Here is a 12,626-nt window from a genome sequence, read left to right on the forward strand (position 1 = left end):
GGGCCTCCGGTCGGATCAGACGGGCAGGACGCCGGTGGCCACGGCGGCGCCGATGAGCAGGATGGGGACGCAGTAGTAGGTGAGCAGCGGTACGAAGGTGCGGGACGGGTCGACGCCCGCGATACCGCTGGCGACGAAGATCGGCGCTCCGGACGGCGGCGAGGCGCCCTCGGTGGAGGCGAAGATCAGTACGGCGACGCAGGCGGTGGCCGGGGAGGCTCCGGCGCCGATGAGCGCGGAGACGGCCACGGGGCCGATGGCGGCCATGGTCGCGCTGGCGGTGAGCGGGACGGCGACGCCGACGACGAGGACGCCGACGACCAGGGCCATGGCCCACAGCGGTGCTTCGACTCCGGCGAGCAGGTCGGTCAGCTGCCGGGGCAGACCGAGTTCGCCCAGGGCGTTGGCGGCGGAGAACGCGGCGATGATGGTGACGCCGAGGACACCGAACTGCGGTGCGACGCCGCCGAGCAGCTCCCACCAGGCACGTCCGGTGCGCGGCAGGTGCCGTCGGCTGAGCAGCAGCACGATCGCGATCATGAGGACCGGTATCCAGGTGATCAGGCTGATCGCGTCCGACATCGTGGCCCCCACGTAGCGGCCGAGGTCACCGGCGAGGGGACCGCGGGTCAGCAGCAGGGGAATCGCGATACCGCCGAACAGGAGCAGGCTGGTCCAGCCCGCGCCCAGCGTACGGCGCAGCGGTCTCAGTTCGGTGTTGTCCACCGGCTGGATGCCATGACGGCGGATCATGACGAAGGCGGCGACCAGGCGGTAGCCCAGGCACCACAGGCCGCCGAGGAACAGCGGCAGCACGATGTCGTCGGTGGAGACCACCGAGGCGACACCGGCCGAGCCCATGAGGATGAACATGGTGGAGCTGAACGGAAAGGTGACGCCCATGCCGGCGCCGCCCGCCGCTACGGTGGCCGCGATCTCACCGCTCACGTTCGAGCGCTTCATCCACGGAATGGTCACCGAACCGACCGCCGCGGTGATCGCGGCGCCCACGTGGGCAATGGCACCGAAGACCCCGGAGGCGACGGTGGAGGTGTAGACGGGGCCGCCGCGCAGCCGCCCGAGCAGTGAGTTGAGGATGTCCAGGAGGTGGTCCAGGACCGGGGTGCGGGCCAGCAGGTAGCTCATGAACACGAAGGCGAGGGCAGCGAAGGTGACCTCTTCCTGCATTGCCTCCACGAAGCTGCTCCACATCACGTGGCCGATGTCGCCGCCCGCGAACAGACCGGTGACCAGGAACCCCACGAGCAGCGCCTCACCGATGTTCCGTCCGAGGACGGAGTTCCACACGATGATGGCCGCGATGTAGCAGCCCAGCGCCCACACTGCGATCACGATGCGTCTCCCGTTCCGGCCGCGGCGGCACGGATGGCGGCGCGGCGTCCTGCTTCGTCGGCCTCGACCGCACGGGCAGCAGCGAGCACCGACCCTGCCTGGCCGGCGGGGACGACGGCGACTCCGTCGCTGTCCGCCACGACCAGATCGCCCGGGTGGCAGACCAGTCCGCCCACCGCCACGGGCAGGTTGACGTGCCCGGGGCCGAACTTGTACGGGCCTGCCGGGGTCACCGCGCGCGCCCAGACGGGGAAGCCGATCTCGGCGAGTACGTCGATGTCACGGGCCGCACCGTCCAGGACCATGCCCACCACCCCGCGGGCCTTGGCCCGTTCGGCGATCAGCTCGCCGATCAGCGCGCGGGAGGTGTCACCCTCCCCGTTGACGACGATGAAGTCACCGGGCACAGCGGCCTTGACGGCTTCATGGATGGCCTGGTTGTCGCCCGCGCGGGTCCACACGGTCAGCGCCCGCCCGATGGCCCGCGCTCCCTGCCACATCGGCCGGATGCCCGAGTCCAGCAGGCCGAGCCGGTCCACCGCGTCACCGATGTTCGCGGTGGCGATGTCCCGGTGGGCCGCGAGCAGTTCGTCGGAGACGAGCGGTACGGCGCGCAGTCCTTCGGGGCGGGCCGCCAGGGTGTGCACGTGACCGATCGCGCGAGCCAGCTCGGTGTCCAGGCCGAGGTCGGCCAGCAGGTCGGCGGCAGCGGAGAGCTCGAACGCGCGGCGCAGGCCGTGCTTGGCGGTGCCCGCGTACAGACGTTGCAGTGTGTGTTCGCCGCCGGCGAGTTCCGCGGTGATCTGCTCCCGTACCCACGGCTCGTCGCCGGCCGCCCGGCCCGCTTCCACGGCCTGCACGATGACCGCGCCCAGGCCCTTCATGAAAACGCTGCGCAGCAGCTTGCGGGCCGAGGCCGCACCTGGTTCCCCGCCCAGGTCCTCCACCGGGGCTCCCAGCGCGCCGAAGTGCTCGGCGACCGCCGCGGCGCCGGGGCCGCTGGTCACCAGCGCGGTGCGGTGGCGGTAGGTGGGGACCGAGCCGATCACCGACACGTCCGCGAAGACGGCCTGCGATGCGGCGCTCACCGCGGCCGCGATCCGCCGCTTCAGCCCTGGGGCGCCCGCGTTCATGTCCGCGTAGACGGCGGCGGCACCCAGATGCGGCGCGGCCTGCTGAGCCACGTCGAGGGCCACCCGGGCACCGGTCAGCCCCAGCACCAGGTCGCAGTCCCGCACCGCGGCCTCGACGCTCCCGGCACGCACCACCCCGTCCGGAGTCGGCACCTCGCCCGGGTCGTATCCGGTCACCGACCAGCCGCCCGCCACGAACCCGGCCGCATACAAGGTCCCCGCTTCGCCCAGTCCGAGCACTCCGACACGCATGAATGGCCTCCTCGCCATCTCTCAGGGATGCACTGCGGTCACCCCCGCCGACTTATCACTGTGTGATAAGTCTTATCGTTCAATGAGCATGGATGTTGCCTGTACGTGAAGCACGCGTCAAGAGCTGAGGAATGATCGATCAAACGGCCCGCCATGCCCCCGACCGCAGTGGCTCGACCCCGGACCCGACCCCGTCCCGTACCTGCCGAAGGGTGTACCGACAGGGCATCCCACAGCCCCGGCCGCGGCCGTACGATCACGCCGTGGACGCCCGGGAGGAGTTCGTGAACCCTTCGGGAGAACGTCTGCTGACAGCAGGTCACATCCATCCGCACTCCGGAGGATCGCGCATGTCAACCGAGTTCACCGAGTCGAACCACTCCCCTCCCGCCGGGCCGCCCCCGGCGCCGACCCGGCGTACGTTCATCGCCACGACCACCGCTGTCGGCGGCGTGGCGATCGCGGGCGGCGGCGTCCTCCAGCGGGAGGGAGAGGTCGAAGACCTTGCCGGGGTGAGCACCGAGTGGTAACACCCGGGTGGAGAAGGGCCACATCAACGAGGTGTCCGAGGACGCGCTCGCCGCCGCGGCCCAGGCGCTGCGGCTGGACGAGGACGAGCGCACCTACCTGTCCGACCTGGCCAGAGCCGCCCGGCCCACCCACCGCATCCCGCCGCGCCGCAAGGACGTCCAGGTCCCGCCCCGCGTCCAGTGGCTGCTCGACTCCGTGTCCATGGCCTCCGCCTTCGTACGCAACGGACGCATGGACGCATGGACGCAACGGACGCATGGACGCAACGGACGCATGGACGTCATCGCCCACAACCAGCTGGCACGGGCCGTGCACGACCTCACCGTCTACGCCGAACCAGGCACCGCCTCCGAAGACGCCCTCCGCCTGCTCGCCTCCTGGACCGCCACGCAAGACGCCCGTCCCCGGCCACCCGGGCACTCCGGACACACCGGGCACTCCGGGCACTCCGGACGCCCCGGGCACTCCGGACGCCCCGGGCGCTCCGGCAAGGCTCCCGCGCCCCCTCCCACGAGCGACCGGATCTCACGAGCGAGCGGGGACGAACGATGACGCCTGTGTTGCCGTAGGTGTGCCTACTGGGCGACGTAGCCGCCGTCGACGGGGAGGGCGACGCCGAGGACGAAGCCGGCGCCTGGGCTGCACAGCCACAGGACGGCCTGGGCGATCTCCTCGGCGGGGCCGAGCCGGTTGACGGGCTGGTGGGCTTCGGCCTCCGCGCGGTCGAGTTCCCCCTTGGCGATCATGTCGCGCACCATCGGGGTGTCGATGGTGCCGGAGCACACGGCGTTGATACGGATGCCGCGCGGGGCGTAACCCAGGGCCGCACTGCCGGTCAGGCCGATCACACCGTGCTTGGAGGCGTGGTACGAGGCGCGGCCGGGAATGCCGACCAGGCCCCCGAGGGAGGAACAGTTGACGATGGCGCCGCTGCCCTGCGCGCGCATGTGGCGCAGCTCGTGCTTCATGGAGGCCCATATGCCGCGGAGGTTGACCGCGTTGACGCGGTCGAACTGGTCGGCGGATTCATCCGCCGCGTCGGCGGGCGGGATCTGGATGCCGGCGTTGTTGTAGGCCATGTCCAGGCGGCCGAAGGTCTCCACCGCACGGTCGACTGCCGCGGCGACCTGGTCCTCGTCGGTGACGTCGCAGACGAGGGCGAGCGCCTGGTGGCCCTCGTCGGTGAGGTGCTTCGCGGCCGCGTTCACAGCCTCCTCGTTGATGTCGGTGAGGGCCACGGCGGCGCCCGCTCGCGCGAAGGCGCGGGCGGTGGCGAGGCCCATCCTGGAGCTGGCTCCGGTGACGAAGGCGACCTGACCGGTGAAGTCGTACGTGGGTTCATGCGGTGTCTTCCATCGAGGAGTGAGTGTGGGGGTGATGTACGTGTACGTCGCCAGGACACCGCCAATGATCAGCACGGCGGTAGTGAGCGCCGGCCACAGCCGGCCCTGCCGCAGCGCACGGACCTCAGCCCGCCAGGCAGACGCCTGGTCCGGAGGAATCAGTCGGGCAGCGGCTCGGCGTAGTGCCGGAAACCGCTGCGCTCGGTGTGCATGGCGTACAGGCGCCGGGCCAGGACGTCGGGGCTGCTGTGCTCGGCGTCGGGCCGGATGGCCGCCGAACCCGGCCTCACCCTCACCGTCTACACCGCCGAGCCCGGCTCCCCCTCCGAAGAAGGCCTACGTCTACTCGCCTCCTGGGCGGCGACGCAGGACACACAGGCCACGCAGGCGATGCAGGACACTCAGGCGACGCAGGAAATGCAGGCCACGCAGGACAGCCAGGATTCGGCCCCTCCCCGAACACCACGTCACACGCCTGACGCATCGGAGACGCACCCACCGGATGTCCGTATCTGTGGGGTAAGTGGCGCTACAGACCTGGCAGCCGGAGCGCCAGGTCGACAAGACTCGGTCCTGCCGGGAATCGGGCAGGACCGAGAAACAAGGACAGGTGAGTGGCCATGACGCAGGACAAAACCGGGGTACGCGTGCCGGACACCAAGCTCGCCCGCGAGGCGACCGAGCTGGTGCGTGAGAGCACCAGCGAACTGATCTACCACCACTCGCGGCGGGTGTACTTCTTCGGCAGCCTCCAAGGCCGCAACCGTGACCTCAGCTTCGACCCCGAACTGCTCTACATCGGCGCGATGTTCCACGACCTGGGGCTGAACGAGCAGTTCCACACCAGCGGGCGCCGATTCGAGGTCGACGGCGCCGACGAAGCGCGCCGCTTCCTCCAGGCGCGCGGAGTGCCGGAGGACAGTGTCCGCCGCGTGTGGACGGCCATCGCCCTGCACACCACACCCGGCATCCCCGAGTTCATGGAGCCGGAGGTCGCCCTGGTGACCGCCGGTGTGGAGTACGACGTCCTGGGCATCGGCTACGCGGACATCGCTGCCGCGGAGCGCGAGGAGATCGTGGCCCTCCACCCTCGCCCCGACTTCAAGAAGCGCATCCTCGGTGCGTTCACCGACGGTGTCCGCCACAAGCCGGAGACGACGTTCGGCAACGTCAAGGCCGATGTGCTCCAGCACTACGTACCTGGTTTCCAGCGCGGCGACTTCGTCCGCACGATCCTGGATTCTCCGTGGGCCGAGTAACGGGCCCATGAGTCCATGAGCCCATGAGCCCATGAGGAAAAGCGGACCGTAGCTGTCCGCCAGGGGTGTCAGAGTGGCTCCACGACTATCCGTGCCTGCATGTCCGTGCCTGCATGTCCGTGCCTTGCGTCTCCGTACATGCACGTCCGTACATGCATGTACACACATTCAGGCATGGACATGACGAAATTCGCTACGAACGGAGCACCCCGATGAGCCGTCACCTCCAGGTCACCTTCGACGCCCACGACCCGCGTGCACTGTCGTCCTTCTGGCGCGACGTACTGGGCTACCTGCACCCTGGCCCGCCTGGGGTCGAGCTGCCCGAGGGCGCCGACCCGCTGGCCGCCTGGGACGACTTCCTCGCGCGGATCGGCGTACCGGAGGAGCAGCGCAACTCGAAGTCGGCCATCGAGGACCCCGACGGGCACGGCCCACGGCTGTTCTTCCAGCAGGTGCCTGAGGACAAGGTCGCCAAGAACCGCGTCCACCTCGATGTCCGCGCGGCTCCCGGGCTGGAGGGAGAGGAGCGGATGGCGGCCCTGGAGGCCGAGTGCGACCGGCTCGTTGCACTGGGAGCGAAACGGGTACGCCGTTCCGAGCCCGCTCCCCCGATGAGCGCCGGTTTCATCGTGATGACCGACCCGGAGGGCAACGAATTCTGCCTGGACTGACTGACGCAGATCGGCCGTAGCCACCCGTGCCCGAGGCGCATGGCGTTGGGGTGGCCGAGGTGCACAGGGCCAGTCGGGTTAAGCTCAGCTGCTCAACTGACCAGCAAGAAGAGCGCGCTGCACGGTACGGGACAACCACCGCGCCCGCGCTCCGCACCAAGGGGGAATTGTCTTGCGACAGTCTCTGCTCGGGCGAGGGATGACCACTCTCGTCGCCACCGCCGTCCTCGCCGGCGGTGCGGTCGCCACGGCGCCGACGGCCAGCGCCGTCGGCGCCTCGAAGTGCAACGTCGACTGGAGCAACGTCACCTTCGACGTTCTGCAGAAGGCGGCCCTGCGCACCGGGCCCGGGACCAAGTACTCCTCGAAGGGCACCCTGTCCAAGGGGACGAAGTTCTACTACCTCTGCGAGTACACCAAGGGATCCACGACCTGGATCTACGGCAAGGTGTCGTCCGGAGCCCACAAGGGCACCAAGGGCTGGGCCTACGGCAAGAAGATCGGTCTTCTGAAGTAACGGCGACACGGACACACCCTGACGTGGGGCCGGCGACCAGTTCACCGGCCCCGGCCCCACGCAGCTGAGAAGATTCATGCATGGTCGTATGGATGCGTCGTGCCCCGCGCTGGGTGGTGGTGCCGGTCCGCGTCACCACGGCCGGCCTCCTCCTCATCGGCACAGCACCCCTCGTCCGAAGGCACCTCCCCAATTAGGGCGAGAAGCAAGGCGATGCCTCAATGAGTGGGCGCCGGGGGCAGGCAGCGGCTCTCGGGGTAGAAGCCGTTGGCGTCGGCCCAAACGCGGTCCTTGTTGACAGCGCCAGTGACACAGGCGGTATCACCGATCCAAATGCCGTAAGAGCTGCCGTCGACCTTTTCTGCCCGCAAGCTGGATATCCCTGTGACGGAGTGACTGGCGGATCCGGCGAGACGGGCGATCACGGGCCGTACCTCAGACGGGTCGATCTCGCCGCGCCGACGCAGGTCTTCCAGGGCGCTCTTGACCTCGGTGGCCTTCTGCCTGGCTCGCTTCTCGTCCTGTGCACTCATTTCGCCAGGCTGTCGGACCCGGCTGTTGTCGGCGTAGTTCGGCGGCGCGTCGGCGGGTGGCGGCTGCGTACCGGAGGTATCGGTGTCGCGCGCGTGGGACGCACGGGTGCCGTTGAGGTTGGAGAACAGCTCGTCCCCGCTGATTCCGCAACTTGCCAGAACCAGGACGCCGGCTGCTGCGACGACCGCCGCGGTGGTGGGCTTGCGCATACGCATGGCGCAATGCTTCCTGCCGAGCACTTATGACACATGAGTACTGGTACTCACGTTCGACCCGATAGCGGCGGCAGCCGTCGGCACTGCCATCGAAGATCTGGACGCCACACTCTCGGCCGTGCAAGCTCGTGCTCGCGCGCGAGGACAGCTTCCCCGCCAAGACGAAGGCGGGCCGTCGAAAGATCGGAATGGAGTGGACTGTGGCGACACGTCGTACGGTGATCAAGGCAGTGGGCGCCGGGGCATTGGCGGGCGGGCTGCCCACGCCTGCCTCAGGTGCTTCCTCGGCGGCCAAGGCCGACGTCGATGCCGATGCCGATGCCGATGTCGATGTCGATGCCGATGTCGATGTCGATGTCGATGCCGATGTCGATGTACTGATCGTGGTGGAGAAGAGCAGCCACGCGGTCAGTTTCTACGACACCGCCTCGGGGCAACGCCGGCAGACGATCCGACTGCCCGACTACCCGCATGAGATGGTCGTCGACTCGCGCAGACGGTTCGCCTATGTGGGGCACTACGGGGTGCGCATGTCCTCCACCGTGGGCGAGGGCGGTGCCGCGGTCTTCGTCATCGACCTGGCCGAGCGATCCCTGGCCAGGACCATCGACACCCGGCCGTTCAACCGCATCCACGGCATGGGCATCGACGCTCACGACCGGTTGTACGCCTTGAGCGAGGAGAAGGCGGTACTGCTCGGCTTCGACGCCCCCGCCACCGACCAGGCACCGACCAGGGCGGTCTCCGCGCACGGCGTGAAGACCCACCTGTTCGCCCTCAGCCGGGACGGCGAACGCGCCTATGTCACCGGCCTGTTGTCGCACACGGTGAGCCTCGTGCGCCCCCACGACGCCTCCGTCCCGCCCCTTCTGGCCACCCCCGGCCAACTGCCCGAGAGCTGTTGCCTGAGCCGGGATGAGAAGACGTTGTTCGTCGGAGCCCGCAAGAGCTCTTCGCTGGTTGCCATCGACGCCCGCACCATGAAGGTACGGCGGAGCCGGAAGACGGGCGGAGACCCGTTGCGGGTCTATATGCTGGATGACAAGCGGCTGCTGGTGACGGACATTGTCGCCAACACCCTCACCATCTGGAGCACCGACCTGCGGAAACTCCGGTCCCTTCCGCTCGACGGAACCCCGTCCGCGGTGTCATTTCACCCCAGCAGGCCCCTGGCCTATGTGTCCCTGCTGGACACCAACCGGATCGCCGTCGTCGATCTGGAACGGTTCGCTGTCATCGGCGGCTTCGGCACCCAACGGGAACCGGACACTTCGGTACTGCTGCCCGCAGCTACCTGAAGCACCCGCCACAACGCCCTTTGCACGGCACGCGTTGTCATCGCGGAAAGCCGTCGGCGGCCTCGACCGGGCGCCCGAACTCCCACATACGGTCGAACTCGGCCTGGTAGCGCGCGTACCACTGGCCGTCCCGTTCCGGGCGAAGCGAAAAGACCGCGTCTCCGCTGGCCGACCTGTGCGAGTAGATGTCGACGTGAATGATGCCGTTGGGCTGTTCCGGATCCAGCAGAACCAGGCCGAACGCGGGGACGAACGGCAGGAAGCGCACCTCCACCTGACCCGCGCAACCGGGCGTGCCGACCAGCTCACGCAGGAGGTCGACCGACGGACGCAGCCGATTGACGAACATCTCGGGCCGGTCAGGCAGCGTACTGCGCCGGGCTGCCTCCTCCGGCGCGGAGGAGGCAGGGTCGATGAGCGCCACTCGCACCGTCGCGCCCGTGGTGGCGCACCGCTGCAGCTCGTCGATCAAGTCGCGCAGCGTCCGCGACAGCGTCACGCCCACGATCCTGATGTCCCGGGCACGGCGCACCTGCTCGACGAGCTCCGGCTTGTCCCGCGCGAGGAAGTCCATCGCCGACCCCCTGCCACCGCGCAGATCCTGTACCTGCGCCATCAGCGCGGCCGTCCGGTGGCGGCTCCCCAACAAGCTGCCCGCGAGCAGCGCCAGCGTAGCCAGAGTCGCGGCGGCCAGCACCTTGCCGCTGGCGAGATCGAATGCGCCGAGCACCGCAAGTGTGAGGGACAACAACACCGTGAGATAGATCTCCAAGTGCTCGCCCCGAAGAATGTCCTCCCGTACCCGCTGCAGCAGACGCATGCCGGCCATTCTTCGGAGACGACCTGGACACCGTCAACTTCTCGCCCGGACGGACGTGATGGTCAGCCGTCGCCGGACGGACCCATGCCGTCGCCGGACGGACCCACGCACTCGTCGCTTGCCGATGCGCTGGGCACCGGAGGGACGGCGAGCGGCGCAGCACTCATCGCGTGCCCCGGCTCACCGCAGGCACGGAAGCGGCTAAGATCTACGGCGACATCGCGTGTCGGTCACCGGCTGGGTGAGGCATGGAGGTGTCGGGAGATGCCCTCGGAGGCATTCCTTGTCAGTCGAGTTCAACCACACGATCATCCACGCCCGGGACAACCGGGAGTCCGCGGAGTTCTTCGCGGAAATCCTGGGCCTTGAAATCACCGCCGAATGGGGCCCGTTCCTCGCCATTGCCCTGAGCAACGGCGTCACGCTGGACTTCGCCACCATCCCCGCGGACAAGATCGCCCCGCAGCACTACGCCTTCCTGATCTCCGAGGAAGAGTTCGAAGCGGCGTACGTGCGCATCAGGCAGCGCGGCATCGAGCACTACGCCGACCCGCGTCAGCAACAGCCCGGCACGATCAACCACAACGACGGCGGCCGCGGCGTGTACTTCATGGACCCGGCAGGCCACGCCATGGAGCTGATCACCGTGCCCTACGGCGGCTGGCCGGTGTGAACACCCGCTACGGCGGCTGGCCGGTGTGAACACCCGCGCCGAGGGCCGCATCTCGTACCGGGTTGCGGCCCTCACCGCCACCAGCGCCGACAACACTTCGCTGACCGCCGAAACGTCCCCGTCATACCGTCCCACCATGACCTCTCAGGACTCGCAGACCTTGCATACTTCGCGGACCTTTCATGCCTCTCACGCCTACGCCACCCGGCTGAGCTGGCACGGCTCCACCGCCGCCGGGATCCGCTCCTACTCCCGCGACCACGTCGCCACCGCACCACCCGCCGCTGCAGAAGTGGCATTGAGCGCGGACCCGGCCTTCAGGGGTAGTCCTGAGCGGCTCAACCCGGAGCAGCTCGTAGTGATGGCCGCTTCCTCCTGCCAGATGCTGTCCTTCCTCGGCGCCGCCGCACGCGCCGGCATCAACGTGCTGGCCTACGACGACGAAGCAACCAGTCACCTTGATCTGACGGCCAAGCCCGCCCGCCTCGGCGTGATCCACCTGGCTGTCACCGTGCAGGTCGCCGCCGGGACCGAGGAGAGCACGGTCCAGGAACTGGCTGAACGGGCCCACCGCGAGTGCTACGTCGCCAACTCACTGTCGGTGCCCGTAGAAGTGACCACCACGGTGGTGAGCGCGTGACTGCCCACCTGCAGGATCTCGAGGTACATCTGCCTGACCGGCCTGGCGCACTGGCGGACCTCGGCCAAGCCCTCGGCCGCGCCGGAGTGAGTCTCGAAGGCGGCGGTGTGTTCACCCACCACGGCCAGGCCGTCGCGCACTACCTGGTCGACGACGGCGCACTCGCGCTTCAGGCCGCCACCGAAGCTGATCTCGGCACTGTGGCCGTACGGGATGTCGTCATGACTCGGCTGGACCAGGAGACGCCCGGCCAACTCGGCGCGTTGGCGAGGCTGCTCGGAGATGCGGGAGTCAACGTTCTCGTCCAGTACAGCGATCACGCCGGCAACCTCGTCCTGATCGCCGCTGAGGAGCACGCGCAAGCATGCCGCGAGGTCGTCACACACTGGGAGAACCGCCGCTGAGTGGTCGGGTGGCCCGGAGAAACGGCGTCTCCGGGCCACCCGTCCCGTCCGGCGGGGCGATCGGGGCGGCTGTTTCGTCCGTTCCGGGAGTGCGGAGTCTGAAGAGCGCTTCAGGATTTTCAGGTTGTGTTCAGGTTCCGTTCGGCACTGTGGTGAATGTCGGAAGGGCGCGGCAAGGCCGTCCGCCGACGGAACCGAACCGCAACACGAAACCGGAGGAACGTCTCCATGAAGGCCACCACCAAGCGTACGCTCGCCCCCCGCGCCGTCGTCCTCGGCACGGCCGCCGCCGTCGCGCTGATCGGCAGCACGGGTGCCGTGACCGCCTTCGCCAACGACGACGCCCCGGCCCCGCATTCCTCGGTCCGGCTCTCCCAGAACGAGCGCCATCTGGACGACACCGCCAAGGACCGCGCGCAGGTCAAGGCCGACAAGCTCAGCCAGTCCGAAGCCACCGCCAAGGCCCTCAAGGCCGTACCCGGCACCGCGACCTCCGCCGAACTCGACACCGCGGACCGCAACGGTTCCCTCGTCTGGGAGGTCGATGTCTTCGGCAAGGACCACAAGAACCATGACGTGACCGTCGACGCCGGCAATGGCAAGGTCCTGAACAAGCACACCGACCGCGACGGCGACGCCGCCCAGGACGCCGCCGAGACTCAGGCCCAGGTCAAGGCCGACAAGATCGGCCACGCCAAGGCCACCGAAAAGGCCCTCAAGGCCGTCCCCGGTACCGTCGTCTCCTACAGCCTCGACGACAACGACCGCAACGGCTCCACCGTCTGGGAGGTCGACGTCCTCGGCAAGGACCACAAGAGCCACGACGTCACCATCGACGCGGCCAACGGCAAGGTCCTCAACCAGCACGTCGACCAGGACGACCAGGACGACCAGGACGACCAGGACGACTAGGACGACCAGGGGACCAGGGACCAGGGCGACAACGGCAGCGACGACGACTGGCCAGGTACCCGGCTGAC

Annotated in this window: 15 protein-coding genes and 2 pseudogenes; 11 read left to right on the forward strand and 6 right to left on the reverse strand. The window is 68.7% G+C overall.

Annotation, left to right across the window (positions count from 1 at the left end; translation table 11 throughout):
• Positions 1–15: 15 nt before the first annotated feature.
• Together AAC944_RS01245 and AAC944_RS01250 are read right to left on the reverse strand one after the other, a co-directional pair.
• The gene (locus AAC944_RS01245; protein ID WP_030607861.1) at positions 16–1,353 is read right to left on the reverse strand and encodes a TRAP transporter large permease subunit; all 1,338 of its coding nucleotides are present in this window, start codon (positions 1,351–1,353) and stop codon (positions 16–18) included.
• Entirely contained in the window at positions 1,350–2,738 is a 1,389-nt protein-coding gene (locus AAC944_RS01250; protein WP_030607858.1) for an RraA family protein, read from the reverse strand. The genes AAC944_RS01245 and AAC944_RS01250 overlap by 4 nt, the downstream gene beginning before the upstream one ends.
• A gap of 350 nt (positions 2,739–3,088) precedes the next feature.
• Between AAC944_RS01250 and AAC944_RS01255 the strand changes: the two genes are divergently transcribed.
• Positions 3,089–3,268, forward strand: a complete 180-nt coding sequence (locus AAC944_RS01255; protein WP_051871331.1) for a twin-arginine translocation signal domain-containing protein — start codon at positions 3,089–3,091, stop codon at positions 3,266–3,268.
• A gap of 7 nt (positions 3,269–3,275) precedes the next feature.
• A complete protein-coding gene (locus AAC944_RS01260; RefSeq protein ID WP_051871330.1) occupies positions 3,276–3,821 on the forward strand; it encodes a hypothetical protein in 546 nt (181 codons plus the stop codon).
• A 23-nt stretch (positions 3,822–3,844) separates the two neighbouring features.
• Here AAC944_RS01260 and AAC944_RS01265 read toward each other — a convergent pair whose 3' ends face one another.
• Together AAC944_RS01265 and AAC944_RS01270 are read right to left on the reverse strand one after the other, a co-directional pair.
• On the reverse strand, positions 3,845–4,648 hold the full coding sequence (locus AAC944_RS01265; protein WP_078888294.1) for a glucose 1-dehydrogenase: 804 nt from the start codon (positions 4,646–4,648) through the stop codon (positions 3,845–3,847).
• A 122-nt stretch (positions 4,649–4,770) separates the two neighbouring features.
• Positions 4,771–4,884, reverse strand: a pseudogene (locus tag AAC944_RS01270) (SDR family NAD(P)-dependent oxidoreductase); the annotation flags it as partial.
• On the opposite strand from AAC944_RS01270, the pseudogene AAC944_RS01275 reads away from it, so the two are divergent.
• The 4 genes and pseudogenes from AAC944_RS01275 to AAC944_RS01290 all read left to right on the forward strand — a co-directional run.
• A pseudogene (locus AAC944_RS01275) lies at positions 4,880–4,996 on the forward strand (transcriptional regulator); the annotation flags it as partial. The pseudogenes AAC944_RS01270 and AAC944_RS01275 overlap by 5 nt on opposite strands.
• A 236-nt stretch (positions 4,997–5,232) precedes the next feature.
• Positions 5,233–5,871, forward strand: a complete 639-nt coding sequence (locus tag AAC944_RS01280; protein ID WP_030607852.1) for an HD domain-containing protein — start codon at positions 5,233–5,235, stop codon at positions 5,869–5,871.
• 212 nt (positions 5,872–6,083) lie between these two features.
• Positions 6,084–6,545 carry a VOC family protein gene (locus AAC944_RS01285; protein WP_030607849.1) on the forward strand — a complete coding sequence of 154 codons (462 nt, stop codon included), beginning with the start codon at positions 6,084–6,086 and terminating at the stop codon, positions 6,543–6,545.
• A gap of 199 nt (positions 6,546–6,744) precedes the next feature.
• Positions 6,745–7,062 carry an SH3 domain-containing protein gene (locus AAC944_RS01290; protein ID WP_030607847.1) on the forward strand — a complete coding sequence of 106 codons (318 nt, stop codon included), beginning with the start codon at positions 6,745–6,747 and terminating at the stop codon, positions 7,060–7,062.
• A gap of 218 nt (positions 7,063–7,280) precedes the next feature.
• Here AAC944_RS01290 and AAC944_RS01295 read toward each other — a convergent pair whose 3' ends face one another.
• Positions 7,281–7,811: a hypothetical protein gene (locus AAC944_RS01295; RefSeq protein ID WP_030607844.1), complete on the reverse strand. Its 531-nt coding sequence runs from the start codon at positions 7,809–7,811 to the stop codon at positions 7,281–7,283.
• Between the two features lie 128 nt (positions 7,812–7,939).
• Between AAC944_RS01295 and AAC944_RS01300 the strand changes: the two genes are divergently transcribed.
• Complete coding sequence (locus tag AAC944_RS01300) at positions 7,940–9,109, forward strand: YncE family protein (RefSeq protein WP_368396754.1); 1,170 nt, start codon at positions 7,940–7,942, stop codon at positions 9,107–9,109.
• Positions 9,110–9,146: 37 nt separating this feature from the next.
• Here AAC944_RS01300 and AAC944_RS01305 read toward each other — a convergent pair whose 3' ends face one another.
• A complete protein-coding gene (locus AAC944_RS01305) occupies positions 9,147–9,929 on the reverse strand; it encodes a hypothetical protein (protein ID WP_368396755.1) in 783 nt (260 codons plus the stop codon).
• 283 nt (positions 9,930–10,212) lie between these two features.
• Here AAC944_RS01305 and AAC944_RS01310 point away from each other — a divergent pair, with 283 nt between their 5' ends.
• The 4 genes from AAC944_RS01310 (at position 10,213) to AAC944_RS01325 (ending at position 12,558) form a co-directional block, all read left to right on the forward strand.
• Positions 10,213–10,602 carry a VOC family protein gene (locus AAC944_RS01310; protein WP_030607834.1) on the forward strand — a complete coding sequence of 130 codons (390 nt, stop codon included), beginning with the start codon at positions 10,213–10,215 and terminating at the stop codon, positions 10,600–10,602.
• Between the two features lie 136 nt (positions 10,603–10,738).
• Positions 10,739–11,242 (forward strand): OsmC family protein, encoded by a 504-nt coding sequence (locus AAC944_RS01315; protein WP_051871379.1) that lies wholly within the window; start codon positions 10,739–10,741, stop codon positions 11,240–11,242.
• The gene (locus AAC944_RS01320; RefSeq protein WP_063759858.1) at positions 11,239–11,646 is read left to right on the forward strand and encodes an ACT domain-containing protein; all 408 of its coding nucleotides are present in this window, start codon (positions 11,239–11,241) and stop codon (positions 11,644–11,646) included. Before AAC944_RS01315 ends, AAC944_RS01320 begins: the two co-directional genes overlap by 4 nt.
• Before the next feature lie 228 nt (positions 11,647–11,874).
• Positions 11,875–12,558 (forward strand): PepSY domain-containing protein, encoded by a 684-nt coding sequence (locus AAC944_RS01325; protein WP_051871329.1) that lies wholly within the window; start codon positions 11,875–11,877, stop codon positions 12,556–12,558.
• Positions 12,559–12,626: the final 68 nt, after the last annotated feature.

This window comes from Streptomyces sclerotialus, assembly GCF_040907265.1.
GTDB classification, from domain to species: Bacteria; Actinomycetota; Actinomycetes; order Streptomycetales; family Streptomycetaceae; genus Streptomyces; species Streptomyces sclerotialus.

What these genes read in the sequence shown, in the direction of transcription:
- AAC944_RS01250 (WP_030607858.1), bottom strand. Translation starts at nt 2,738, where the DNA reads ATGCGTGTCGGAGTGCTCGGACTGGGCGAAGCGGGGACCTTGTATGCG.
- AAC944_RS01255 (WP_051871331.1), top strand. Translation starts at nt 3,089, where the DNA reads ATGTCAACCGAGTTCACCGAGTCGAACCACTCCCCTCCCGCCGGGCCG.
- AAC944_RS01280 (WP_030607852.1), top strand. Translation starts at nt 5,233, where the DNA reads ATGACGCAGGACAAAACCGGGGTACGCGTGCCGGACACCAAGCTCGCC.
- AAC944_RS01285 (WP_030607849.1), top strand. Translation starts at nt 6,084, where the DNA reads ATGAGCCGTCACCTCCAGGTCACCTTCGACGCCCACGACCCGCGTGCA.
- AAC944_RS01290 (WP_030607847.1), top strand. Translation starts at nt 6,745, where the DNA reads ATGACCACTCTCGTCGCCACCGCCGTCCTCGCCGGCGGTGCGGTCGCC.
- AAC944_RS01295 (WP_030607844.1), bottom strand. Translation starts at nt 7,811, where the DNA reads ATGCGTATGCGCAAGCCCACCACCGCGGCGGTCGTCGCAGCAGCCGGC.
- AAC944_RS01305 (WP_368396755.1), bottom strand. Translation starts at nt 9,929, where the DNA reads ATGCGTCTGCTGCAGCGGGTACGGGAGGACATTCTTCGGGGCGAGCAC.
- AAC944_RS01315 (WP_051871379.1), top strand. Translation starts at nt 10,739, where the DNA reads ATGACCTCTCAGGACTCGCAGACCTTGCATACTTCGCGGACCTTTCAT.
- AAC944_RS01325 (WP_051871329.1), top strand. Translation starts at nt 11,875, where the DNA reads ATGAAGGCCACCACCAAGCGTACGCTCGCCCCCCGCGCCGTCGTCCTC.